Raw genomic sequence first — 22,339 nt, 5'->3', positions numbered from 1 at the left:
GGACAACGGCCACCATTCTCGCCGCTCCGCCCCAGCGGCCTTACCGCCCCCTACCGGATAACACGGGGATAACACGCGCCCATAGCGTCGCCCGGTGCGGACGCCGCCGCGCGCCGACGGCCACGGCGCCTCCGCCGACCACGACCGACCGCGTTTCCAAGGGGGAAACACCATCATGCGCATCAAGGCCCGCATCGCCGCTCCGGCGGTCGCCGCGCTCTCCGCCGCCGCCCTGTTCGCCACCTCCGGCGCCGCCCAGGCGGCCACCGGGAACGTGGAGTTCATCAAGGGCGGCCTCAGCCGGATCACCAACCCGCAGGACGGCTACTGCTACCACGACTGGGGCACCACCTGGGGCGGTCCGCAGGGGTTCGTCAACCACACCGACAAGCCGGTGAAGGTCTACCTGTCCACCGACTGCGCCCCTTCCTCCCTCACCGCCACGGTCGAGCCGGGGAAGGACTTCCTGTACAGCAGCACCTGGTACCCGCTCGTGTACGTCCACGCCATCAAGGTCGGCTGAGCCGTCCGGGCAGCCCGTCCGCGCCCCCCAAGCGCGGACGGGCGGGCCGGTGCCGCCGGACGGCCCCGTACCGCCGGGACGGGGCCGCCCGGCCGCGGGCCCGACACGGTGGCGTACCGGCCGTCCCGCCGGGCAGGCGACCTGTGCAACCGGAATCGGGAGGACGCCATGACCCAGTTCGATCCAACCCCGGTCGACCCGATCAGCGCGGCGTGGAACACGGTGGCGAGCTACGACACCTACCAGGAGGCGCAGGCCGCGGTGGACCGCCTCTCCGACGACCAGTTCCCGGTGGAACACCTGGACATCGTCGGGTCCGACCTGCGGCTGGTGGAACGGGTGACGGGACGGCTGACCCGGGGCAAGGCAGCCGCCGCCGGTGCCGCGAGCGGTGCGTGGTTCGGCCTGTTCATGGGGTTGCTGGTCTCCCTGTTCACCCGGGGCCCGGCGTGGCTCGGGCTGATCCTGGGCGGTCTGCTGATCGGCGCGTTGTGGGGCGCGGTCTTCGGATTCGTCGGCCACGCCGCGACCGGTGGCCGCCGTGACTTCTCCTCCACCCAGGCCCTGGTCGCCTCCCGCTACGACGTGATCGCCCGCGGTGGCCACGCCGAGCAGGCCAGGGCGGCGCTGCGGCGCGCCGGGGTCCCGACCGGCCGGGGAGCGGCGGGGACGTGACGTGACCGCCGGGCGGTCCGGCGCCGTGCCGAGCCTGCGGGTGACGGCGGTGCGCAAGGCGTACGGCGCCCGGCGGGTACTGCGCGGCGTCAGCCTCCAGGCCCCGCCCGGGCAGGTCGTCGGGGTGGTCGGGGAGAACGGCGCGGGCAAGACGACACTGCTCCGTGTCCTCAGCGGCGACCTGCGGCCGGACGGCGGCACCGTAAGCATCCGCGGCACGCTCGGCTACTGCCCGCAACAGCCCGTGCTGGACGAGGAGTTGACGCCACGTCAGCATCTGCGGCTGTTCCAGATCGCCTACCGGCTGGACCGGCTCGACCGGGCCGACGAGCTGGTCGCCGTGCTGGGGCTGACCGCCTACCGCGACGAACCGGTCAAGGTGCTCAGCGGAGGCACCCGGCAGAAACTCAACCTGGTGCTCGCCCTGATGCACGACCCGGACGTGGTGCTGCTCGACGAGCCGTACCAGGGCTTCGACTGGGAGACCTACCTGCGCTTCTGGGAGGTCGCCGCCGGGCTGCGGCGGGCCGGCCGCACCGTGGTGGTCGTCTCCCACCTCGCCTACGACACCGAACGCCTCGACGCGCTGTACCGGCTGCGGGACGGCGTGCTGGCACCGGCCCGCGGGGCGGCGGCGTGAGCGCCTACCGGGTGGCCTGCGGGTACGCGCTGCTGGCGCTGACCCGGAACCGGCTGGCCGCGGTGCTGCTGGTCGTCTTCGTCCCGCTGTGGATCACCGTGGCGGAGAAGCTCACCACGCGGCGGCCGTTCCCGTTCCTGCTGCGGGCCACCGGGACGTTCGTCCACGCCGGCGGCGACAAGATCACCATGATCAGCGGTTCGCTCAACGCGGTGTCGCTGCTGGTGGGCTTCCTGATGTTCGGCGCGGCCCGCCGCACCGGCGCCTTCGACCGGCGGCTGGCCGCCGCCGGGTACCCGCGCCGGGCGCTGCTCGCCGCCAAGCTGGCCGCGCTGCTGGCCGCGGCGGTGCTGGTGAGCGCGTACGCCACCGCCTGGATGCTGCTGTACTGGTCGCCGGAGCAGCCGTGGCTGCTGTGGCTGGCGGTGCTGGCGGTCTCGCTCGTCTACGGGGTGATGGGGCTCTTCCTCGCCCTCTTCCTCCCCGGCGAGGTGGAGGGCATGGTCGCCATCATCATGATCAGCATCATCGACCTGGCCCCGCAGAACCCCGTCGCCAGCACCACCGCCGACAACCCCGTGCTCGGCCTGCTGCCCAGCTACGGCTCGCTCCAGACCAGCCTCCAGGCCGGCTTCACGCACCACCCGGCGCCCGTCCCGCTGCTGCACAGCCTCGTCTGGCTGGCGGTCCTCGCCGTCGTCGCGCTCACCGCGTTCACCCGCCGCACCCGGGTCGCCACGCGTCACAACGGCGGCTGAGCGCGGCGCAGCTTGTGGGGGTTGCGCACCAGGTGCAGCGCGGTGACGGTGCCGTCCTCGGCGAACTCGGCACAGCACACCGTGTCCGGCACGCCACCGGAGGTGATCAGCAGACCAGGGCGGCCGTTGACGTCGACCCGGTGCGCGCCGAAGTCGGGGATCGAGGTCGCCATGACGCCCAGGATCCAGCGGGCCACCTTGTCGGCGCCGTGCACCGGACGCAGCGCGGCACGCACCTTGCCGCCGCCGTCGCTCCACGCGGTGACGTCCGGCGCGAGCAGCGCCAGCACCTGGTTGAGGTCGCCGCCGGCGCACGCGGCGAGGAAGTCGTCGGTGAGCCGGCGGCGCAGCGCGGCCGGGGCGTCGTAACGGGGACGCCGGGCCCGGACGTGGTCGCGGGCCCGGGTCGCCACCTGGCGTACCGCGGCCTCGCTGCGGTCGGTGGCCTCGGCGATCTCCCGGTGCGAGAAGCCGAAGACCTCGCGCAGCACGAACACCGCCCGCTCCAGCGGCGACAGCGTCTCCAGCACGACCAGCATCGCCAGCGAGACGTCCTCGGCCCGTTCCACCCCGCCGTCCGCGTCCGCCGCTCCGGCCGCCTCCACCAACGGCTCGGGGAGCCACGGACCGACGTACGCCTCACGCCGCGCGGCGGCCGAACGCAGCTTGTTGATGGACAAGTTGGTCACCGTCCGGGCGAGGTAGGCGCGCGGCTCGGCGACCGAGTCCGCGTCCACGCCGTGCCACCGCAGCCACGCGTCCTGGACGACGTCCTCCGCGTCCGCGGCGCTGCCCAGCATCCGGTAGGCGATGCCGAACAGCATCGGCCGGTGCTCCTGGAAGAGTTCGAGTGCGGTCACGGGCTGGACGCTACCGGGTACGGCGGGCCCCGGAGCCCCGGCCCCCTTGTTGTACGGTCGTACTAGTACGGCTGTACATGTCGGTGGGAGGGCGGTTCCGTGGCCTATCTGTTCCTGCTCCTGGCGATCATCACCGAGGTGGCCGGCACCAGCCTGTTGAAGGCCACCGCCGGCTTCACCCGGCTGTGGCCCACCGCGGCCTGTCTGGCGTGCTACGCCGTGGCGTTCCTCGCCCTGGCGCGGGCCATCGGCCGCGGGCTGCACGTCGGTGTCGGATACGCGATGTGGTCCGGGCTCGGCACCACGCTGATCGTGCTGATCGGCGCGTTGTTCCTGCACGAACCGCTCACCGCGGCGAAGGTGCTCGGCGTGGCGCTGGTGATCGCCGGGGTCGTGGTGCTCAACCTGGGCGGTGCCCATTGACCGGCCGCGACGCGCCACGGGGCCGCCGCCGCGATCCGGAGGGTCGGCGCCGGGCCATCGTGGAGGCCGCCTGCGCGCTCATCCCCGATACCGGCATCCACGGGCTCAGCCACCGCCTGGTCGCCGCCCGCGCCGGGGTGCCGCTGGGCGCGACCACGTACTACTTCACGGACCTGGCCGACCTCAGCCGGGCCGCGCTGGAGCACGCCGCCGCCCGCTGGACCGAGGAACTGCGCGCCTGGGCGACGGCGCTGCGCGACAGCGACGACGTCCCGGCCGCCCTCGCCGCACTGGCCGCCCGCTACGCCGAGGACCGGCCGCGCGCGCTGATCGAGGCCGAGCTGTACACCGCCGCCGCCCGCCGCCCCGAACTGCGTCCCCTCGCCCACCTGTGGTTCGACGGCCTGGTCCGCGTCCTGCGCGCCCACACCACCCCCGCCGCCGCCACCGCGACCGCTCTCCTGCTCGACGGGGCCCTACTGCGCGCCCTGCGCGACGAGGACCCCGTCGACGTGACCGAACTGACCGCGGCACTGCGGACGTTGATGGGCGACGGCCCGGAGGTCAGCGGACGACGGTGAGCAGGACGGCGGCGGCGGTGGCGGCCACGGTGACGGCCGTGCCGACGGCGGGGCGCCGGTAGGCGAGGCGGCCCAGCAGGACGGAGAGCGCCAGGACGAGCGCGATACGGGTGTTCATGCCCGCTGGGACGCAGCGGGGCCGGGGAAACTTTCGGCGCCGCCGGATGAAAGAAATCCCGGCGCCGCGCGTCCCACGTGATGTCCCCGCACGCGCGGGAGTTGGCCCCCGAACCGAAAGGACCATGCGCCGATGACTCGACACGGCGGTGATCCGCCCAGGCCGGTCCTGACATCGCAACAGGAGGCGTACCTCGGCGATCTGCTCAAGCAGGTGTACCCGAGGGTACTGCGGGCGGTGGCCCGGATGTCCCGGGACCACCACCTGGCCGAGGAGATCACCCAGGACGTCGCGGTGGCCATGTTCAAGGAGGTGCTGGCCGGACGGGCGTTCCGGCGTCCGCCGATCGTCTTCGCGGTGACGGTGGCACGGAACAGGGTGCGTTCGGAGTTCCGGCGCAGGCGGAGGGCGGCGGAGCTGCCGACCGACGACTTCCCGGAGGGCGCGGAGCCCTGGCCGCCCCGGCCACGGGACCCCGACCCCACCACCGCGGCGGCGCGCTACCTGGACCTGCTGGCCGAGGTGGAGGCCGCCATCGGCGACGAACGGCGGTTCCGGATCTGGGAGTTGCACGTGGTGTGGGATCTGAAGGGCTTCGAGATCGCCGAGGCGCTGGGCATGTCGGCGCCCACCGTCTCCCGCGAACTGCGCCGGGCCGTGGAGAAGGCCCGCCGGATCTCCTGAAGCGGGCGGAAAGGTCGTTGGCTGACGTCTAGGGCTCACGGTCACCACGTGCGGCGTGGCCCGTGGGCCCGGGACGGGACCCAACGCCCCCGGGCGGGAACACTCCACGTCCCCGTCCGGGGTCCGGCCGTCCCGGAGCAGTAAGCAGCCACCATGACAGGGGATTCGCCATGCAACTGACCACCGCTCGTTCGTCGCCGCACGACAGGATGGTCGCCTTCCTGCGCGAGGGCGAGGAGGGCCTGGAAGCCGACTTCGTCGAGGAGCCGGACTGGACCGGGCTGGCGGCCCGGCTGGTGAGGCGTTCCCTCACCCCGTCGCCGGAGGCACCGGAGGATTCCAGCCGTTGACGCGGCCGACGGATCGGGGGACCGCCGGACCAGGGCCGCAACGGCACACAGCGTCAGAAGGCGCCGCTTCGCGTCGGGGGGCGTGAGGGGGCGCCTCGCCGTGTCCGCCCGGACGGGCACGGTCTCAGGCGCCCGAGGACAGCGGCAGGGTGAGCACCACCTCGTACCCGCCGCCCGGCCGCGCGCCGGCGGAGAGCGTGCCGCCGCAGACGCGGGCGCGTTCGCGCATGTTGATCAGTCCGTGCCCGGTGCCGGTGGCGGACAGGACGGGGTGGCCCCGCCCGCCGTCGTCGCGCACGGTGATGCGCAGTTCCTCGGGGCGGTAGTGGACGACGACCTCCGCCCGTGCGGGTCCGGCGTGTTTGACGACGTTGGTCAGCGCCTCCTGGACGACGCGGTAGGCGCACAGTTCGAGGCCGGGGGCGAGCTGGCGGGGGCGGCCGAGGGTTTCGACGGTGACGGTGACGCCGGTCATGCCGATGCGTTCGGCCAGTTCGCCCACGTTGCGCAGCTCGGGCATGGCGCGCGGGACGTCGGCGTGGCCGGCGTCCGTTCGGCCCGCGTCCCGTTCGTCGCGGTCGTCGCGGAGCACGGTCAGCAGCCGCCGCAGATCCGACAGGGCCTCCCGGCTCGCCGTCCCGATGGAGCCGACGGCGGTACGCGCGGTCTCCGGCGCCGAGTCGAAGATGTACTCGGCGAGGCCCGCCTGGACGGAGATCACCGACATGTGGTGGGCCACCACGTCGTGGAGTTCGCGGGCGATGCGCACCCGTTCGTCCATCACCGCGCGCTGCTCCCGGGCCTGCTGCTCCTCGGCGAGCTGACGGGCGAGGACGCGCAGGCGCACGTTGCGTTCGGCGGCCCGGCGCCCCGCGCGCCCGATGAGATACGCCACCGGCGCGATCAGCAGCGCCTGCATGCAGCTCAGCAGCAGCGGCAGGCGCCCGACCACCCCGCTGTAGAGCAACGTGGCCACCGTCAGCGCGGCGGCCGGCACCGCGATCCGCGACGGACGCCACGCGGCCACGTTCACCAACGCGACCACCATCGCCCACCAGTTGAGCGACGGCACGTAACCCAGCGACAGGTACGCCGCGTACGCCGCGCACGAGGTCACCAGCACGGCGGCCGGAGCCGGCCGCCGCACCGCCAGCGGCAGCGCCGTCAGCCAGGTGAGCCCGCAGGCCCAGGCGTCGAACGGCGCCCAGCCCGCCGGCCGGTACAGCACCCCGGCCAGCGAACCGCCGACCCCGATCAGGACCGCGAGCGCCGGATCACCGGCCACCCGCAGGAGTCCACGCCACGTCAGCACGGCGCAAGCGTAGGACCTGTCGTCAACATCTCGCCTGCCCCGCGGCGTCCAAGGGGGCACCGCCCAGGCGAAGCTGAAGGGGGAGCGTGCTCGCGGCGTTGTCGGTCGTCGGCCTACGCGGTCGGGCTCCGCCTCGCTTCGGCTACGGCCGGGGCCCGGCCCTCGTCCCTCGGACCGACCCCCAACCTCCGCCTCAGCTCGGCTCGCCCTGCGGGGCCAGATGATCGGGCTCCGCCCTCCGGGCGGCCGGCGATCTTTCGACGACACGACCTAAGACACCGCACCGCTGTCACCACACCGGCCGTGACATTCGTACCGCCCGGCACCGGAGCGATGACACTGCCGCCCGCGCACCCCGCCACGCGATGCTGAGGACACCACGAACGGGGCCGCCCCGACCGACCACGGGGCACCGAAAGGCGATCACCATGCGTACCAAGGGCATCACCTACGACACCGGCTTCTTCCCGGGCGGCAGGAACACCCGCACCGACTTCGACCCCGCCACCGTGGCGCGGGAGATGGCCGTCATCGCCCGCGAACTGCGCTGCACGGCGGTGCGGATCACCGGCGGCGACCTGGAACGGCTGACCGTGGCGGCGCGGTACGCGGCGGCCGAACGGCTCCAGGTGTGGTTCTCGCCGTTCCCGTGCGAGCTGACCCGCGCGGAGATGCTGCCGCTGTACGCGCGGTGCGCCGAACGGGCCGAGGAGCTACGGGCCGGCGGCGCACGGGTGGTGCTCGTCCTCGGCTGCGAATCCACCCTGTTCGCCAAGGGGTTCGTGCCGGGCGACACCGTCTACGACCGCGTCGCGGCGATCACCGAGCAGACCCCGGGGGTGCGCGCGCTGCGCGAGGAACTGCCCCGGCTGCTCAACCCCTTCCTCGCCGAGGCCGCCGCCACCGCCCGCGAGCGCTTCGGCGGCCCGGTCACCTACGCCTCCGGGCCGTGGGAGGAGGCCGACTGGACGCCGTTCGACATCGTCGCCGTCGACGCCTACCGGGACCGGCGCAACGCCGACCGCTTCCCCGAGGTGCTCGACCGCTACCCGGCGCACGGCAAACCGGTGGCCGCCACCGAGTTCGGCTGCGCCACCTACCGGGGCGCCGGGGACCGCGGCGGCAACGGCTGGGACGTCCTCCTCGCCACCGACGCCGACGACCGCCTGCCCGCCGGCCTCGTACGCGACGAGCGGGAACAGGTGCGGTACTTCCACGAGGTGCTCGCCGCCTATGAGAGGGCCGGCTGGGACGCCGCGTTCTGGTTCACCTTCGCCGGCTACGGGCTGACCTCCTCCGCCGACCCCCGCCACGACCTCGACCTCGGCTCCTTCGGCGTGGTCAGGTTCCTCCCGGCCGACGAACGGGACGGCGCGCGCCCGGGGACCGACTGGGCGCCGAAGGCGGTCTTCACGGCCATGGCCGAGACGTACGGCAGGCGGTAGCCGGCGGCCGGTGGCAGGGTGGAGGCATGTGCGGCCGTTATGTCTCCACCCGCCGCCCCGACGAGCTGGCCGAGGCGTTCCGGGTCACCCGGTGGAACCCCGAGGACGCGGTGGCGCCCAGCTGGAACGTGGCCCCCACCGACCTGGTGTGGGCGGTGCTGGAGCGGGCGGACACCACAACCGGTGAGGTGACGCGGCAGCTGCGCCCGCTGCGCTGGGGGCTGGTGCCCTCCTGGGCGAAGGACCCCGGGTCCGGCGCGAAGATGATCAACGCGCGGATGGAGACGGTGCACACCAAGCCGGCCTTCCGGCGGCCCTTCGCCAGGCGCCGCTGCCTGCTGCCTGCCGACGGCTTCTACGAATGGCGGGCCGTCCCCGCCGACGGCGGCCGGAAGGCACGCAGACAACCCTGGTACATCACCCCCGAGGACGGGTCGGTCATGGCCATGGCCGGGCTCTACGAGTTCTGGCGCGACCCCGCCGCGGCCCCGGACGACCCCGGCGCGTGGCTGACCACCTGCACCGTGATCACCACCGAGGCGAAGGACGCGGCCGGCCGTATCCACCCGCGCATGCCGCTGGCCATCGGCCCCGCCGACTACGACGCCTGGCTCGACCCCGGCCGCCAGGACCCCGAACGGTCGCGGGCGCTGCTGGCCACCCCGGCGGCCGGCCGCGTCACCGTCCGCCCGGTCTCCACCGCGGTCAACGACGTCCGCAACAACGGCCCCGGGCTGCTCGCCGACCCGCCCGACGACCCCGGCGACCTCACCCGGTGACGCGCCGCCCCGCCGCGAAGACGTGCTCGACGCGGCGCAGGGCGTCCAGGCCGGCCAGCGGGTCCCCGGCCACCACGAGGAGGTCGGCCCGCTTGCCCGGGGCCAGCACGCCGGTGTCGGACAGCCGCAGGGCGTGCGCGGCATGGGTGGTGGCCATGTCGACGACCTCGGCGGGGGAGAAGCCCAGCGAGACGAAGAACTCCAGCATCCCCACGTAGTCCCCGAACCGCGCCCCCGGCACCCCGGCGTCGGTGCCGGCGATGAAGCGCACACCGGCCTCGCGCATGCTCCGGATGATCACCGACATCGCCTCCGCCCGCTCCGGGCCGAGCTGCTCCAGGAAGAGCCGCCAGTCCCCGGAGACACAACGGCACACCGCGATGTCCTCGGCGACGATGCGCCGGGTGACCTCCGGGTCGTACACCATGCCCTCGGCGGTGCGCCAGGAGCAGTGTTCGAGGGTACGGACCCCGGCGGCCACGCAGTCGGCGATGGCGTCGGTGCCGTGCGCGTGGGCGGCGACGTCCAGCCCGTGGGCGGCGGCCTCCTCGACGATCAGCCGCAGTTGGGCGCGGGTGAACTGGGACTGCCACATGCGCGGGCCGCCCGGGGTGAGGGCGCCGCCGGAGGCCATCACCTTGATCAGGTCGGCGCCGGCCTTGGCGTTCTCCGCGATCCGGGTCCGGATCTCCTCGTCGCCGCCGACCTCGCCGCCGAGGAAACCGCAGTGGCCGCCGGGTGAGGTCAGCGGGGCGGTGGCGGCCAGGATTCGCGGCCCGGGCGTCCGTCCGGAGTCCACGGCGGCACGCAACGCCACCGTCATCGCGTCCCGGTCGCCGAGGTCGCGGACCGTGGTGACCCCGGAGGCCACCAACTGCCGGGCGCGGTCGGCCATCGCGGCGGCCAGCTCGTCCGGGTCGGCCTCGGCCACCGCGCGCACCGGGTCGGGTCCGGCGTCGAACGCCAGGTGCACATGGCAGTCGATCAGCCCCGGCAGCACCGTCGCCCCCGGACACCGCAGCCGGGGCACCGCCCGGTCCACCGACGGCTCCAGCGACGCGGCCGGGCCGACGGCGGCGATCACCTCGCCGTCCAGCAGAACGGCGCCGTCACCGGTGACATGGGACGCGGGGCCGGTGACGATCCGGTCAGCGAGGATCAGCAGCTTGCTCACGGTTGCCTTTCGCGTAGGCGAGGGAGATGGCGATGAGTTCCCGGGCGTCGGCCTCCACGTCGTTGCGGGCGGGGAAGGCGACGGGGGCGGCGGAGTACGCGGTGTCGGGGTCCTCGGTGGCCGGCTTGAGGCGCAGCGCCTCGGAGATGTACCGCGCGAGCTGGTCGGCGGGGCCCCGGGCGAGGTCGGCGCCGGGGGCGACCCGGGTCAGATAGGGGCTGAGCCGTACCAGCGCGTCCCGGCACTCGATGAGCCGCCGGTAGAAGCGCTCGTGGGTGCGGCGCAGCCGGAAGCGGGAGCCGACCGGTTCGCGCTTGAGGACCAGCTCGGGGTAGGCGGCGGCCAGCGCCGTCCACAGCGGGGTCAGCTCCTCGTACATCCGGCGGTGGTGCAGGGTGGAACGCAGATGCGTGCACAGCTGCACCCCGGCGGAGTAGCTGATCCCGACCAGCACCACCCCCATCGACCAGTCGGCGACCGACCAGTTGACGGTGTTGAACGCCTGGTGCGAGCCGGGCCGGTCGATCCGCAGGAAGACCCACACCATCCGCCCGACCGAGGTGACCGCCAGCCCGAACAGGCCGAGCGCCGCCGTCCACAGGCCCAGCGCGAGATGGCGGCTGGCCAGCCGCGCGTACCGCACCGCGCACAGCGCCGAGGTGACGTAGGCGTAGAGGAAGTAGGCGTTGCCGACCAGGTAGAAGCAGGCGATGGAGGGCCGCGCCATGTGCGGGGTGCTCAGCGTGTGGCCGCGCAGCGGCGCCGGGGTGACGACGACGGCGGCGGTCAGCACCGCCACCACCCCGGCGAGCAGCGCGGTGTTGAACCGGAACTGCCGCCGGTACCGGGCCCGTTCCCCGCGCATGCAGGAGTGGAAGAACAGGATCAGCGCGCACAGCCCGGCCATGTAGACGGCGTTGAACGCCACCTTGCCGACGCCGACCGCGGTGACCTCGTCGACCGCGTGGCTGGCCTGCGGGTAGCTGAGCAGTTCCCCGGCGGTGAGCATCAGCAGACAGGCCACCAGGGTCCGCAGCAGCCGGTCGTGCGGCGCGCGCGCCAGGTCGACCAGCTTCCAGACCGACCCGATGATCAGCATCAGGGTGACCGGTTCCTGGAAGATTACGTCCACCCCCAGCGCGGGTGGAGCGCCGAACGCAGCGGGCTGAGCGAGGAGTCCTCGGGCTCACGGGGGGTGGTGTAGTCGATGACGGTGGCCCATTCCTGGATGATGGTGGCCACCAGCTCGGCCTCGTGCTCGTAGTCCTCGGTGTAGCAGGTGCGCCGCAAGCCGCGGGTGACCAGGTCGCCGGGGTAGTCCGGGCCGAGGTCCGGCAGGTCGGAGCTGCCGCCGTCGTCCTGGTGGTCGGCGAGGATGTGCCCGATCTCGTGCAGGATGATGTGGTCCTGGTGGACCCGGGTGGTCTCCCGCTGGTAGAAGATGCACTCGATGTCCGGCCGGGACATCCACAGTCCGAACGGGCCGGGGATCGGCAGCGCCCACGGCACCAGGCGGATGGGCTTGCCGCGCTGCTCGCCGAGTTTGCGGCACAACTCGTCCACCCGCAGCGGCGGTTGGATGTCGAGCCGGCGCAGCAGGCGCTTGCAGTAGCGGCGCAGTTCGCGTTCGCGTACGGGCACTGCGGCCTTCCTCACGCCTCGGGGCGGGCGTCGGACTGGCCGGGCTCGGGGGCGGCGGGGTACGGGTGGCCGGGCGGTTCGGCGTCGGGCTGGTCGAATATCTCGATCATCTTCAGCAACTGTTCGCGCATGGCCGGGGTCATGGCCCCCGCCCGCATGGCGATGGTACGGACCTGGCTGCTGGCGAGCCGCTGGCGTAACAACTCGTCCTCCGGGTCGGGCCGGGTGACCAGCGACTGCACGGTGATCGGGGCGGTGCCCGGGGCGCGGTGGTCGTCGAAGAACTTGGCGAGCCCTTCCAGGACGCTGAGCGTCGGGTTGGTGTGCGAGCCGTTGCGCAGCATCGCCAGGTAGCTGCGGGAGAGCGTCGCCGGATGGGACGGGTCGGCGGTGACCGCCTTGGCCACCTGGGCCGTCGAGTACTCCCGCTGCCGTCCGTTGCCGTCGGTCCAGCGGACCGTGGCGAACAGCGCGTTCAAGCGCTCGGCCAGTGACCTGCCACCGGCTCGGCCGTCGTCTGCCGGCATACCTCACGCTCCCCAGGTCGGTACGGGCCCCTCCGGCCCCACGCTGGCCCAGTGTGCGGCCTGTTGGACATTGGCCAAGACTAGCTTGCCCACCACCCTCAAGGGGTGCCAACATATTGGACACTTGGCGTCGGGGCCCGGCCCGCCGTCGGGTGAACCGTCGCCGGGAAGCGGTCCGTTGGCCCCACGGGGCCGTCAACGGCCTCGCACGGCGGCCCGGTCGGCCCCCACGCCACCGCGCGACGCCACGCCGTCCCCGCCCGCGGGGGAGCCGAGGACGGGGAGGCGGCGATGCCACCGGCGTGCCCGGCGGCCCGGCGACACGCGTGCGCCGGGCCGCCTCCGGCCGCCGGTACGGATGGCCGCCGGTGCCCCGGGCCGGATTGCCGAAGTGATGCCGAGCGCGTCGGCCCCGCCGGTCAGCGCGGGGTGATGGCGATGCCCTCCGGTTCGTGTCCGGTCGGCAGGGTGACGCGCACCCGGGGGACGAAGGGGTCGACCACCGAGACGGTGTCGGAACCCTCGTTGGTCACCCAGACCCGGCGGCCGTCCGGGGTGACGGCGACGTCCTGCGGCTGGACACCGACCGGCACCTCGGCGACGACGCGGTGGGCCGGGATGTCGATGATCAGCAGCAGGTCCCGGGCCGAGTCGGCGACATACAGCCGGGTGCCGTCCGGCGCGACGGCGTTGCCCAGCGGCGCCCGCCCGGCCGGCAGGACGGCCACCACGGTGTCGGAACGGGTGTCGATCACCGACACCGTGCCGGAACCGGTGTTGGAGACGTAGACCCGGTCGCCGGAGGGCGAGGAGCTGATCCCGCTGGGGAAGTCGCCCACCGGGATGATCCGGATCACGTGGCCGTCCGGACCGAGCACGGTCACCGCGCTGCCGCCGTTGTCGGTGACGTAGGCCCGGCCGTCCGGGATGGTGGTGATGCTGTGCGGCAGCGGCCCCACCGGCACGGTGGCGATCACCTGGCGGGCCCGGACACTGATGATCGAGACGGTGTCCGAGCCGAAGTTGGCCGCCAGCACGTGGCGCCCGTCCCGGGTCGGCATCGCCGCGAAGGGCCGCCGCTGCACGGGTACGGTGGCCGTGGCCAGCCGGGAGGCGGTGCCGACGAACGAGACGGTGTCCGAGCGGCCGTTGGCCACGTAGACCGCGTCGCCGTCCGGGGCGGCGCCCACCCCGGTCGGCCCGTGGCCCACCTGGACGGTGCCGATGCGGCGCTCCAGCCGGGTGTCGTAGACCGAGACCGTGGACGAGCCGCTGTTGGCCACCCAGGCGCTCACCCGCATCGGGTAGCGCGCCGGGTGCCGGAAGGCGGCCGGGCCCGGCGGCGACCCCGCCGCGGCCAGCAGGGCGGGCAGCAGCAAGGCGGTGGCCGCCGTCAGGCAGCGGCGGAGGCGGCGGTGTGGCGGCGGGGACGGGTGCGGGCGATGCTGGTCCGGCGGCCGGCCGGAGGAGCCGGCCGGAGGGGCGGCGTGCATGGAATGGGCTCTCCTGGGTCGGTAACGAGGGTTACGGACCCCATCGGAGCAGGTGTTCGGGGTTCGCGCAGGCAGGCTGCGGCCAGGCGGCCCTCGCGGTGCCCTGCGTGGGTGAACCGGGCACGGTCGCCCGGGTCACCAGGCCAGCGATTCGAAGAGCGCGCTGATCCCCAGCCCCCCGGCGATGCCCATCATGGCCAGCGCGCGGGCACCGCACGGCGGCACCCCGTCCGCCCGCTCCCGGACCAGCTGGCTGTACAGCCGGGTGACCAGCACCGCCCCGGAGGCGCCGTACGGATGGCCGAGGGCCAGCGCGCCGCCGTCGAGGTTGACGTGTTCTGGATCGATGCCCAGGGCGTCGAGGGAGGCCAACACCTGTGCCGCGAACGCCTCGTTGAACTCCACCCGGTGCACCGCCCGCGGGTCGAGAGCGGGGTTGCGGGCCCGCAGCCGCCGGGTGGCCGCCACCGGGCCGATGCCGAGCATACCGGGGTCGACCCCGGCGCCGGCCGCGTCGACGAAGCCCAGCCCGCGGCGGTGCCCGAGCCGCCGGGCCGCCGCCACACTGGTCACCACCACCATGGCGGCACCGTCGTTGACCGGGCAGGAGTTGCCCGCGGTGACCGTGCCGCCGGCCACGAAGACGGCGGGCAGCGCGGCCAGCGCCGCCAGTGAGGTGTCCGGGCGGGGGCACTCGTCCCGCGTCACCCGGGCCCGCCCGGTGTCCACCGGGGTGGTCTCGGCGGCGAACCGTCCCGCCCGCCACGCCGCCACCGCCCGGCGATGGCTGCGCAGCGCGAACTCGTCCTGCCGCCGCCGCGACACGCCGTACGCCGCGGCCACGTTCTCCGCCGCCACCCCCATCTCCGGGTCGCCCACCGACTCCGGGGCGAACCGGGGTCGGGCGTAGAACTCCGGCAGCCCGCCCGGCCGCCGGGGCGGACGCACCCGCCACGGCGCGGTGCTCACGCTCTCGCCGCCGCCCGCCAGATAGACCTCACCGGCGCCCGCGGCCACCAGCCGGCAGGCGAGCACCACCGCCTCCAGGCCCGACCCGCACTGCCGGTCCACGCTCACCCCGGGGACCTCCACCGGCAGCCCCGCCTCCAGCGCCGCGAGCCGCGCCGGGTTGCCGCCGCCCCCGACCGCGTTGCCCACCAGCACGTCGTCGACGAGCCCGGGGTCGGCCCGGGCGTCGGCCAGCGCGTCCCGGATCACCGCGGCCAGCAGCGTCGACACCTCGACCCCGGCCAGCGCGCCGCCGGCCCGGCCGATGGGCGTACGGCGGGCGGCGACCACCACCGGACGCCGTTCGTCGGACAGCGCGTCAGCCATCGTCGTCTCCCGGGGGCAGTGGGACGAGCCGGGGGCCGGCGTCGGCGATCCACCCCTCGACGACCCCCCGGGCGATCTTGCCGCTGGCGGTGAGCGGCCACGCGTCGAGCGTGTACAGCCGCCGCGGCACCTTGTAGCGGGCCAGCGACGGACGGCACAGCTCCCGCAGCCGAGCCTGGCTGAGCCCGGCGACCCCGGGGCCGGTGACCACGGCGACCAGCGCCCGCCCGAGGTAGTCGTCGGGCACCCCGGTGACCAGCGCCTGGTCGATCCCCGGCAACGCGGTCAGCGCCTGCTCCACCTCCGCGAGGTAGACGTTGAGGCCACCGGTGATCACCATCCCGCCACGGCCGGCCAGCCGCAGCCGCCCGTCGGACCCGAGGCGCCCCAGGTCGCCGACGGTCGCCCAGCCGTCCTCGGTACGGAAGCCCCCGTCGCCCCACAGGTAGCCGTCGCAGGCCAGCGGGGTGCGCACCCACACCGTTCCGGTGCCCCCCGCGGGCAGCGCGGCGCCCTTCTCGTCGCGCACCGCCAGCTCCACACCGGGGAACGCGGTGCCCACGTCCGGTTCGTCGTCCTGGCCGGCCCGCCGGGCGGCCTGCGGCAGCGGGCCCAGCTCGCGCCGGGTGACGAAGCCGAGTTCGGAGGCGCCGTAGTACTCGGTGACGCGGGCGGCGGGCAGGACGCGGGCGGCCGGGGGGAGCAACTCGGGAGGGAGCCGGGCGGCCCCGGTCACCACGTGGTCCACCCCGGGGAAGCGGCGGTCGCCGGCGGCCGAGCAGAGCGCGCTGAGCATCGTCGGGGCGACCACCAGCCGCCGCACCGAGCCGGCCGCCAGCCGCTCGGCGAAGGCGCCGCCCCCGAACCGGGTGAGCCCGTGGAAGGCCGCCCCCGCCTCCAGGCACTCGGCGAGCGCGTAGAGGCTGAGCCCGTGCGCCAGCGGTCCGGGGGCGAAGGTGTGCCGGGTGGCGTCCATCCCCCAGGCGGTACGGCCCAGCGCCAGACTCGCCCGCCACGAACCCCGCGAGCGCCGGAACGCCTTGGGCACGCCGGTGGTGCCGGAGGTGAAGCCCACCAGGAACGCCGACCCGTCCTGACCAACCGTCAGCAAGCCCTGGAAACCGGCGGGTTGATGAGCCTCCCGCCACGCCTCGTAGCCGTCCGGGCCGCCGTCGGCCACCAGCACCGGCACCCCCAGCGCCGCGGCCGGCCCGCGCAGCGCGGACCCCTCGTCACCGACCACCAGCAGATCCGGCCGCAGCCGCGTCAGCACCGCCTCGGCCTGCCGGACCCCCCACTGCGGATCGAGCACCGCGCACGCCCCGTCACCGGCCGTGCCCCCGGTGAACAGCTCGGCGAAGACCGGGTGGTTGCCGGTGGCGATCGCCAGCAGCCGGGCGTCCGCCGTGAGCCAGTCACGGCGCCGGGCGGGCACCGTACGCAGCCCGGCCGCCACCGCCGCGGCCCGCAGCGCCAGTTGCCGGTGGGTGACCGCGACGTCGTCCATCACGAACGCGGGACCGTCGGCCCCCGGCCCGGCCGCCGCATCCGCCACCCGGCGCGCCACCGGCATGCCGGCTCACCTCCGCTCGATCGGGTAGGACCTGCGCACCTGGTACGAGACCAGCGCCGCTACCACCGCCTTGGCCACGTCACCCGGCAGGTAGTACAGCGCGCCCACCGCCGACTGGCGCAGGCTCAGCCCGGTCACCGCCGCCGTCCACGGCACCCCCAGCGCGTAGACGACCAGGATCCCGCCGACCAGACAGGCCGCCAGCGTGGCCAGTCGCTGGCCCAGGCAGCTGCGGCGGCGTACCGCGACCACGGTGACCAGCAGCCCGGTGACGAACGCCCCCGGGATCCAGCCCAGCAGATAGCCCCCGGTCGGCCCGGGGATCACCCCGAAGCCGCCCCGCCCGCCGGCCAGCACCGGCAGCCCGGCGATGGTCAGCAGCACCACCAGCGCGCACGCCCCGGCCCCCCGCACCGGCCCCAGCACGCTGCCGGCCAGCATCACCCCCAGCGTCTGCATGGTGATCGGCACCGAGGCGATCCCCACGTCCAGCGGCGGCACCAGCCCCAGCGCCACGATGACCGCGCAGAACAACGCGATCAGCACGATGTCCCTGGTCTCCAGGTGACGACGCCCGCCCCGCCCGGTCATCGGCCGCCCTCCTCGGACAACGGGGTACGGGACGGCGGGAAGCAGCGCGCGTCCACCGCCGCCGCGATCTCGTCCGCCGCCTTCAGCACCCGCACCACCAACGGCACCAGCAGCGCCAGCGGACTGCCGGAGAGCCCCCGGGCCGCCTGCGCCTCGCGGATCTCCCGGTAGCGGTGGAACGCCTCGGGGATGAAGCGCAGCGCCAGCGACACCGCGAGCGAGACCGCCGCCGCGTTCACCAGCCGGGTGCGCTCCAGCGGACGCAACACCCGGTCCAGCACGTCCAGCATGTCCGCCGTACGCGTGGTGAAGGTGACCGTCAGCGCCGCCAGCAGCAGCGCCAGCAGCCGCAGCCCCACGGTGGCCGCGGTCGCCGCCGACTGGAAGACCAGCGCCGCCGCCACCACCAGCACCAGCACCACGAGCGGGCCGGCCAGATGGCGAGCCAGCCGCTGCCTCGGCGCCCGCACCGACCCCAGCGCCAGCGCGGCCACCGCCGCGCACGGCGCCAGCACCACCGGCGCGTCCACCAGGAACAGCGCGACCCCGGTGAGCGGCAGCGCCGCCACCTTCCACCCGGCCGGCACCCGGTGCAACGGGGTGTCACCCGGCACGTACAGCGTCAGCGGCGCGCTCATGAGCAGTGCTCCACGTACCAGGGCACCGCCGTCAGCGGCTTGCCGTCGTGGACGATCCGCCCCTCGTCCACCACCAGCACCCGGTCGTAGCCGCAGAGCAGTTCCAGGTCGTGGGTGACCACCACCGCCTGCTGCGGCATGGCGTCGATGTAGGACCGGATGAGGTTGCGGTTGCGCAGGTCGAGCAGGGTGGTCGGCTCGTCGAAGACCACGGTGTCCGGCTCCATCACCAACACCGAGGCCAGCGCGACGAGTTGTTTTTCCCCGCCGCTGAGCGCGTGGCTGGGCCGCTCCGCCAGCCCGGCCACCCCGAACCGGGCCAGCTGCCGCTCCACCCGGGCCGGGATCTCCTTGCGCGGCACCCCGGTGTTGCGCAGCCCGAACGCCATGTCCTCGGCGACCACCGGCAGCACGATCTGGTTGTCCGGGTTCTGGAAGACGAAGCCGACCCGCCGCCGGACCGCCCGCGCGTGCTCGGCGGTGCTCAGCCCGTCCACCCGTACCGTGCCCCGGCTGGGGGTGACCAGGCCGTTGAGGAGGCGGGCCAGCGTGCTCTTGCCGGAGCCGTTGGGGCCGATGACGCCGACGCGGTGCTCGGTCAGGTCGAGGCTGACGCCGTCGAGCACGGTGCGGTCGCCGAAGCGGACGGTGACGTCGTCCAGGGTGATCCGCACGTCACCGGTCCTCGCCGGCGGTGGCCGCCAGCGCGGCGCGGGTGGCGTCCGGGACGGGCGTGGTGCGACCGGTGGCGCGGTCCACGCAGACCCACACCACGGTGGCGTCGGCCACCGGTGTGCCGTCCCCGGCCCGGGTCACCGCCACCGCGAACGTCAGACTGCTGTCACCGATGCGGGCCACGCGCGGGGTGACGTCGAGTTCGTCCTCGAAGCCGGCCGGGGCGTGGTAGACCAACTCCGCCTTGCGCACGTGGTAGACGACGTCGTTGTGGCGAGGGTCGAAGCGGCCGGAGAGCCCGCCGAGGCGCAGGAACTCGTTGAGCGCGGTCTCGACGTACGCGAAGTAGACCCCGTTGTGCACATGGCCGTGCATGTCCACGTCGGAGAAGGGCACACGTAACCGCACCGACCGCCCCCTCCCGGCTGGCCTCGTACCGGATGCGCGCTGCTGTCTGTTACCGTACACAGCCCGCCGCCGGGCCGTCACCACCATGGAGAGAACTCCCGTGCTCAGATGCGTCGTCCGCAGCTTCGGCCCGGCCGCGCGGGTGGTCGCCACCGAGGAGTACCGGCCGCCCGAGCCGGGGCCGGGCGAGGTCGCCGTGCGGATGGCGCTGGCCGCCGTCAACCCCTCGGACCTGCTGACCGTTTCCGGGGCGTACGCCTCCCGTACCGTGCTGCCGTTCGTGCCCGGTTTCGAGGGGGTGGGGGTGGTGGCGGCCGTCGGCCCGGGGGTGACCGGCCTGGTGCCCGGGGAGCGGGTGCTGCCGCTGGGCAGCGCGGGGGCGTGGCAGCAGATCAAGGTCACCGAGGCCCGCTGGTGCTTCCCGGTGCTGCCGGAACTCACCGACGAGCAGGCGGCCACCTCCTACATCAACCCGCTCACCGCCTGGCGGATGACGCGCCGGTACGTGCCCGCCCCGGCCGCCGTGGTCGTCAACGCGGCCGGCTCCGCCATCGGCCGCATGATCGTCCGCATGCTCAACCGGGCCGGCACCGAGCCGGTCGCCGTCGTCCGCCACCCCCGCGGGTACCAGCGGCTGGCCGGGCTGCGCACCGCGGCCGTGGTGTGCACCGCCAACGAGCCGGTGCGCCGGGCGCTGCCCGAGGCGGTCCGGGCGGCGGCCGGCGGCGTGGCGCCGGCGGTGGTGCTCGACGCGGTCGGCGGCGCGGAGGGGGCCGCGCTGGCCCGCGCGCTCGCCCCGGGCGGCACGCTGGTCCACTACGGGCTGCTCTCCGGCCGCCCCCTGCCGCCCGCCCTCGCCGCCGAACGCCCCGACGTGCGCGTGGTGTTGTTCCGGCTGCGCGACTGGGTGCACTCGGCCGGACGCGACGAGGTCGAGCGGGCCCTCACCGAGGTGCAGCGGCTGGTCGCCGACGGCACGGCGGCCTCGGCGGTGGCGCACGTGGTGCCGCTGGCCGAGGTGCGGCGGGCGATCGGCCTGGAGGCGGCGCCGGGGCGGCCGGGCAAGGTGCTGCTGCGCATCGGGTGACGCGGCCGGAACCGTGCTGTCGGCGGCCGGTCCGCGGCGCCTATCCTCGTGCGGCGCGCCGATGGGGGAGGTGGGAATGGCACTGCTGGCCGTCAGCGGAACCGGCACCGAGGTGGGCAAGACCGTCACCACGGCCGCGGTGGCCGCGCTCGCCCGCGCCGCCGGACGCCGGGTGGCCGCCGTCAAACCCGCCCAGACCGGACTGGCCCCCGGGCAGGACGGCGACCTCGCCGAGGTGTGCCGGCTCGCCGGACCCGTCACCGTACGCGAACTCGCCCGCTACCCCGAGCCGTTGGCGCCGGACACCGCCGCGCGCCGGGCCGGGCTGCCGACCGTCCCGCTCCCGGCGGCGGCCGACGCGCTGCGTATTTTGGAGGCCGAACACGACCTGGTGCTCTGCGAGGGCGCCGGCGGACTGCTGGCCCGCTTCGACGAACAGGGGTGGACCCTCGCCGACCTCGCCCGCGAACTGGGCATCCGGGTCCTGGTGGTCGCCGCGCCGGGGCTGGGCACCCTCAACGCCACCGCGCTGACCACCGAGGCCCTGGACCGCCGCGGCATCCGCTGCGCGGGCGTGGTGATCGGCAGCTGGCCGGCCCGCCCCGACCTGGCGATGCGGTGCAACCTCCACGACCTGCCGCGGATGTCCGGCGCCCCGCTGGCCGGGGTGCTCCCCGCGGACATGGCCGCGCTGGACCGCGCCGCCTTCCTGCGGGCCGCGCGCACCGGGCTCGGACCCGCGCTCGGCGGCGAGTTCGACGCGGACGCGTTCACCGCGCGCCACGCGCCCTGACGCCCCGGCCGCTGTCCGATTACGCCCCTTCACCCGGCCGCCGCGCGCTGTGATACTCGGCCCCACGCACGGCACTCGCCCCGGTTTCCGAACGGCCCCGGCACGCCCCGCGACGGCCCGGCCCCCGTTCGTCCCCGTGAACCGCACCAGAGAGGTCCGGCCGGCATGCAACTACTCGACACCCTCGTCGGCAAGGCGTTACGCCGCGAAACCCCCACGCGCGAGGAGGCCCTGGCCGTCCTGCGCACCGAGGACGACGACCTCCTCGACGTGGTCGCCGCCGCCTTCCGGGTACGCCACCACTACTTCGGCCGCCGGGTCAAGCTCAACTACCTGGTGAACCTCAAGAGCGGGCTGTGCCCGGAGGACTGCTCGTACTGCTCGCAGCGCCTCGGCTCCCGCGCGGACGTGCTCAAGTACACCTGGTTGGCGCCCGAGGAGGCGGCCCGCACCGCGTCCGCGGGGATCTCGGCGGGCGCCAAACGGGTCTGCCTGGTGGCCAGCGGACGCGGCCCCAGCGACCGCGACATCCACCGGGTCGCCGACACCATCGCCGCCATCCGCCGCGACAACCCCGGCGTGGAGGTCTGCGCCTGCCTCGGCCTGCTCGGCGAGGGCCAGGCGGAACAGCTCGGCGAGGCGGGCGCGGACGCCTACAACCACAACCTCAACACCGCCGGCGACCGGTACGCCGACATCTGCACCACCCACACCTACCAGGACCGGGTCGGTACGGTCGACCAGGCCCGGGCGGCCGGGCTGTCGCCCTGCTCCGGCCTGATCGCCGGCATGGGGGAGAGCGACGAGGACCTGGTGGACGTCGCCCTGTCGCTGCGCACCCTGGACCCCGACTCGGTGCCGGTCAACTTCCTGATGCCGTTCGAGGGCACCCCGCTGGAGAGCGAGTGGACCCTCACCCCGCAGCGGTGCCTGCGCATTCTGGCCATGGTCCGCTTCGTCTGCCCCGACGTGGAGGTACGGATCGGCGGCGGGCGCGAGATCCATCTGCGCTCCCTGCAACCGCTGGCGCTGCACATCGCCAACTCCCTCTTCCTGGGCGACTACCTGACCAGCGAGGGCCAGCCGGGCGCCGCCGACCTGGCGATGATCCGCGACGCCGGCTTCCGGATCGAGGGCACGGGCGAGACCACCATGCCCGCCCACCGCAAGGACGCGGTCACCCCGCGCAAACGCGGCGCCGGCACCGCCCTGCCGCCCAACGTCTGACCGGCCCGGAACGGGTGAGGGGCCGCCGC

Annotated in this window: 27 protein-coding genes; 13 read left to right on the top strand and 14 right to left on the bottom strand. The window is 74.5% G+C overall.

Annotated features, from left to right (window positions below):
- Nucleotides 1-94 precede the first annotated feature (94 nt).
- The 4 genes from SCATT_RS29610 to SCATT_RS29595 all read left to right on the top strand — a co-directional run bounded on the left by SCATT_RS29610 (nucleotide 95) and on the right by SCATT_RS29595 (nucleotide 2,596).
- Entirely contained in the window at nucleotides 95-523 is a 429-nt protein-coding gene (locus SCATT_RS29610) for a hypothetical protein (protein WP_231904938.1), read from the top strand.
- A gap of 168 nt (nucleotides 524-691) precedes the next feature.
- Entirely contained in the window at nucleotides 692-1,198 is a 507-nt protein-coding gene (locus SCATT_RS29605; RefSeq protein WP_014151720.1) for a general stress protein, read from the top strand.
- 1 nt (nucleotide 1,199) lies between these two features.
- Complete coding sequence (locus SCATT_RS29600; protein WP_014151721.1) at nucleotides 1,200-1,838, top strand: ABC transporter ATP-binding protein; 639 nt, start codon at nucleotides 1,200-1,202, stop codon at nucleotides 1,836-1,838.
- Nucleotides 1,835-2,596 carry a hypothetical protein gene (locus SCATT_RS29595; RefSeq protein WP_014151722.1) on the top strand — a complete coding sequence of 254 codons (762 nt, stop codon included), beginning with the start codon at nucleotides 1,835-1,837 and terminating at the stop codon, nucleotides 2,594-2,596. Before SCATT_RS29600 ends, SCATT_RS29595 begins: the two co-directional genes overlap by 4 nt.
- Here SCATT_RS29595 and SCATT_RS29590 read toward each other — a convergent pair.
- On the bottom strand, nucleotides 2,581-3,456 hold the full coding sequence (locus SCATT_RS29590) for an RNA polymerase sigma-70 factor (RefSeq protein ID WP_014151723.1): 876 nt from the start codon (nucleotides 3,454-3,456) through the stop codon (nucleotides 2,581-2,583). The two genes, SCATT_RS29595 and SCATT_RS29590, sit on opposite strands and share 16 nt — an antisense overlap.
- A gap of 99 nt (nucleotides 3,457-3,555) precedes the next feature.
- On the opposite strand from SCATT_RS29590, the gene SCATT_RS29585 reads away from it, so the two are divergent.
- On the top strand, nucleotides 3,556-3,879 hold the full coding sequence (locus SCATT_RS29585) for a DMT family transporter (protein ID WP_014151724.1): 324 nt from the start codon (nucleotides 3,556-3,558) through the stop codon (nucleotides 3,877-3,879).
- Complete coding sequence (locus SCATT_RS29580; RefSeq protein WP_014151725.1) at nucleotides 3,876-4,460, top strand: TetR/AcrR family transcriptional regulator; 585 nt, start codon at nucleotides 3,876-3,878, stop codon at nucleotides 4,458-4,460. Before SCATT_RS29585 ends, SCATT_RS29580 begins: the two co-directional genes overlap by 4 nt.
- On the opposite strand, the gene SCATT_RS40465 is transcribed toward SCATT_RS29580, so the two are convergent.
- Complete coding sequence (locus SCATT_RS40465; protein WP_014151726.1) at nucleotides 4,444-4,578, bottom strand: hypothetical protein; 135 nt, start codon at nucleotides 4,576-4,578, stop codon at nucleotides 4,444-4,446. The two genes, SCATT_RS29580 and SCATT_RS40465, sit on opposite strands and share 17 nt — an antisense overlap.
- Before the next feature lie 132 nt (nucleotides 4,579-4,710).
- Between SCATT_RS40465 and SCATT_RS29575 the strand changes: the two genes are divergently transcribed.
- Both SCATT_RS29575 and SCATT_RS29570 read left to right on the top strand, forming a co-directional pair.
- Nucleotides 4,711-5,262, top strand: coding sequence for an RNA polymerase sigma factor (locus tag SCATT_RS29575; protein WP_014151727.1), 552 nt, complete (start codon nucleotides 4,711-4,713; stop codon nucleotides 5,260-5,262).
- 170 nt (nucleotides 5,263-5,432) lie between these two features.
- Nucleotides 5,433-5,612, top strand: a complete 180-nt coding sequence (locus SCATT_RS29570; RefSeq protein ID WP_014151728.1) for a hypothetical protein — start codon at nucleotides 5,433-5,435, stop codon at nucleotides 5,610-5,612.
- Between the two features lie 124 nt (nucleotides 5,613-5,736).
- On the opposite strand, the gene SCATT_RS29565 is transcribed toward SCATT_RS29570, so the two are convergent.
- Nucleotides 5,737-6,924 carry a sensor histidine kinase gene (locus tag SCATT_RS29565; protein ID WP_014151729.1) on the bottom strand — a complete coding sequence of 396 codons (1,188 nt, stop codon included), beginning with the start codon at nucleotides 6,922-6,924 and terminating at the stop codon, nucleotides 5,737-5,739.
- 428 nt (nucleotides 6,925-7,352) lie between these two features.
- Between SCATT_RS29565 and SCATT_RS29560 the strand changes: the two genes are divergently transcribed.
- Both SCATT_RS29560 and SCATT_RS29555 read left to right on the top strand, forming a co-directional pair.
- On the top strand, nucleotides 7,353-8,369 hold the full coding sequence (locus tag SCATT_RS29560; protein ID WP_014151730.1) for a hypothetical protein: 1,017 nt from the start codon (nucleotides 7,353-7,355) through the stop codon (nucleotides 8,367-8,369).
- 26 nt (nucleotides 8,370-8,395) lie between these two features.
- Nucleotides 8,396-9,148: an SOS response-associated peptidase gene (locus SCATT_RS29555; RefSeq protein ID WP_014151731.1), complete on the top strand. Its 753-nt coding sequence runs from the start codon at nucleotides 8,396-8,398 to the stop codon at nucleotides 9,146-9,148.
- Here the strand turns inward: SCATT_RS29555 and SCATT_RS29550 are convergent.
- The 11 genes from SCATT_RS29550 to SCATT_RS29500 all read right to left on the bottom strand — a co-directional run bounded on the left by SCATT_RS29550 (nucleotide 9,138) and on the right by SCATT_RS29500 (nucleotide 19,203).
- Entirely contained in the window at nucleotides 9,138-10,322 is a 1,185-nt protein-coding gene (locus SCATT_RS29550) for an amidohydrolase family protein (RefSeq protein ID WP_014151732.1), read from the bottom strand. The two genes, SCATT_RS29555 and SCATT_RS29550, sit on opposite strands and share 11 nt — an antisense overlap.
- Nucleotides 10,297-11,454, bottom strand: coding sequence for an MAB_1171c family putative transporter (locus SCATT_RS29545; protein WP_014151733.1), 1,158 nt, complete (start codon nucleotides 11,452-11,454; stop codon nucleotides 10,297-10,299). The genes SCATT_RS29550 and SCATT_RS29545 overlap by 26 nt, the downstream gene beginning before the upstream one ends.
- Nucleotides 11,445-11,963 (bottom strand): hypothetical protein, encoded by a 519-nt coding sequence (locus SCATT_RS29540; RefSeq protein WP_014626780.1) that lies wholly within the window; start codon nucleotides 11,961-11,963, stop codon nucleotides 11,445-11,447. Before SCATT_RS29540 ends, SCATT_RS29545 begins: the two co-directional genes overlap by 10 nt.
- 11 nt (nucleotides 11,964-11,974) lie before the next feature.
- On the bottom strand, nucleotides 11,975-12,490 hold the full coding sequence (locus SCATT_RS29535; protein WP_014151735.1) for a hypothetical protein: 516 nt from the start codon (nucleotides 12,488-12,490) through the stop codon (nucleotides 11,975-11,977).
- Between the two features lie 419 nt (nucleotides 12,491-12,909).
- Entirely contained in the window at nucleotides 12,910-13,983 is a 1,074-nt protein-coding gene (locus tag SCATT_RS29530; protein ID WP_014151737.1) for a beta-propeller fold lactonase family protein, read from the bottom strand.
- Nucleotides 13,984-14,118: 135 nt separating this feature from the next.
- Nucleotides 14,119-15,318: a thiolase family protein gene (locus SCATT_RS29525; RefSeq protein ID WP_014151738.1), complete on the bottom strand. Its 1,200-nt coding sequence runs from the start codon at nucleotides 15,316-15,318 to the stop codon at nucleotides 14,119-14,121.
- Nucleotides 15,311-16,891 (bottom strand): AMP-binding protein, encoded by a 1,581-nt coding sequence (locus SCATT_RS29520; protein ID WP_014151739.1) that lies wholly within the window; start codon nucleotides 16,889-16,891, stop codon nucleotides 15,311-15,313. Before SCATT_RS29520 ends, SCATT_RS29525 begins: the two co-directional genes overlap by 8 nt.
- 6 nt (nucleotides 16,892-16,897) lie before the next feature.
- A complete protein-coding gene (locus SCATT_RS29515; RefSeq protein WP_014151740.1) occupies nucleotides 16,898-17,482 on the bottom strand; it encodes a biotin transporter BioY in 585 nt (194 codons plus the stop codon).
- Nucleotides 17,479-18,120 (bottom strand): CbiQ family ECF transporter T component, encoded by a 642-nt coding sequence (locus SCATT_RS29510; protein ID WP_014151741.1) that lies wholly within the window; start codon nucleotides 18,118-18,120, stop codon nucleotides 17,479-17,481. The genes SCATT_RS29515 and SCATT_RS29510 overlap by 4 nt, the downstream gene beginning before the upstream one ends.
- Nucleotides 18,117-18,794, bottom strand: a complete 678-nt coding sequence (locus SCATT_RS29505; protein ID WP_014151742.1) for an energy-coupling factor ABC transporter ATP-binding protein — start codon at nucleotides 18,792-18,794, stop codon at nucleotides 18,117-18,119. Before SCATT_RS29505 ends, SCATT_RS29510 begins: the two co-directional genes overlap by 4 nt.
- A 1-nt stretch (nucleotide 18,795) precedes the next feature.
- Complete coding sequence (locus SCATT_RS29500; RefSeq protein WP_041823711.1) at nucleotides 18,796-19,203, bottom strand: acyl-CoA thioesterase; 408 nt, start codon at nucleotides 19,201-19,203, stop codon at nucleotides 18,796-18,798.
- A gap of 100 nt (nucleotides 19,204-19,303) precedes the next feature.
- On the opposite strand from SCATT_RS29500, the gene SCATT_RS29495 reads away from it, so the two are divergent.
- The 3 genes from SCATT_RS29495 to bioB all read left to right on the top strand — a co-directional run bounded on the left by SCATT_RS29495 (nucleotide 19,304) and on the right by bioB (nucleotide 22,310).
- Nucleotides 19,304-20,290 (top strand): zinc-dependent alcohol dehydrogenase family protein, encoded by a 987-nt coding sequence (locus tag SCATT_RS29495; protein ID WP_014151744.1) that lies wholly within the window; start codon nucleotides 19,304-19,306, stop codon nucleotides 20,288-20,290.
- Nucleotides 20,291-20,366: 76 nt separating this feature from the next.
- The gene (bioD, locus tag SCATT_RS29490) at nucleotides 20,367-21,083 is read left to right on the top strand and encodes a dethiobiotin synthase (protein WP_014151745.1); all 717 of its coding nucleotides are present in this window, start codon (nucleotides 20,367-20,369) and stop codon (nucleotides 21,081-21,083) included.
- 165 nt (nucleotides 21,084-21,248) lie between these two features.
- On the top strand, nucleotides 21,249-22,310 hold the full coding sequence (bioB, locus tag SCATT_RS29485; RefSeq protein ID WP_014151746.1) for a biotin synthase BioB: 1,062 nt from the start codon (nucleotides 21,249-21,251) through the stop codon (nucleotides 22,308-22,310).
- The last annotated feature ends 29 nt before the right edge of the window (nucleotides 22,311-22,339 follow it).

It is taken from the genome of Streptantibioticus cattleyicolor NRRL 8057 = DSM 46488 (assembly GCF_000240165.1).
Taxonomy (GTDB): Bacteria; Actinomycetota; Actinomycetes; order Streptomycetales; family Streptomycetaceae; genus Streptantibioticus; species Streptantibioticus cattleyicolor.
The sequence above is the reverse complement of the archived record's forward strand: the minus strand, read 5'-3'. Positions and strand labels throughout refer to the sequence as shown.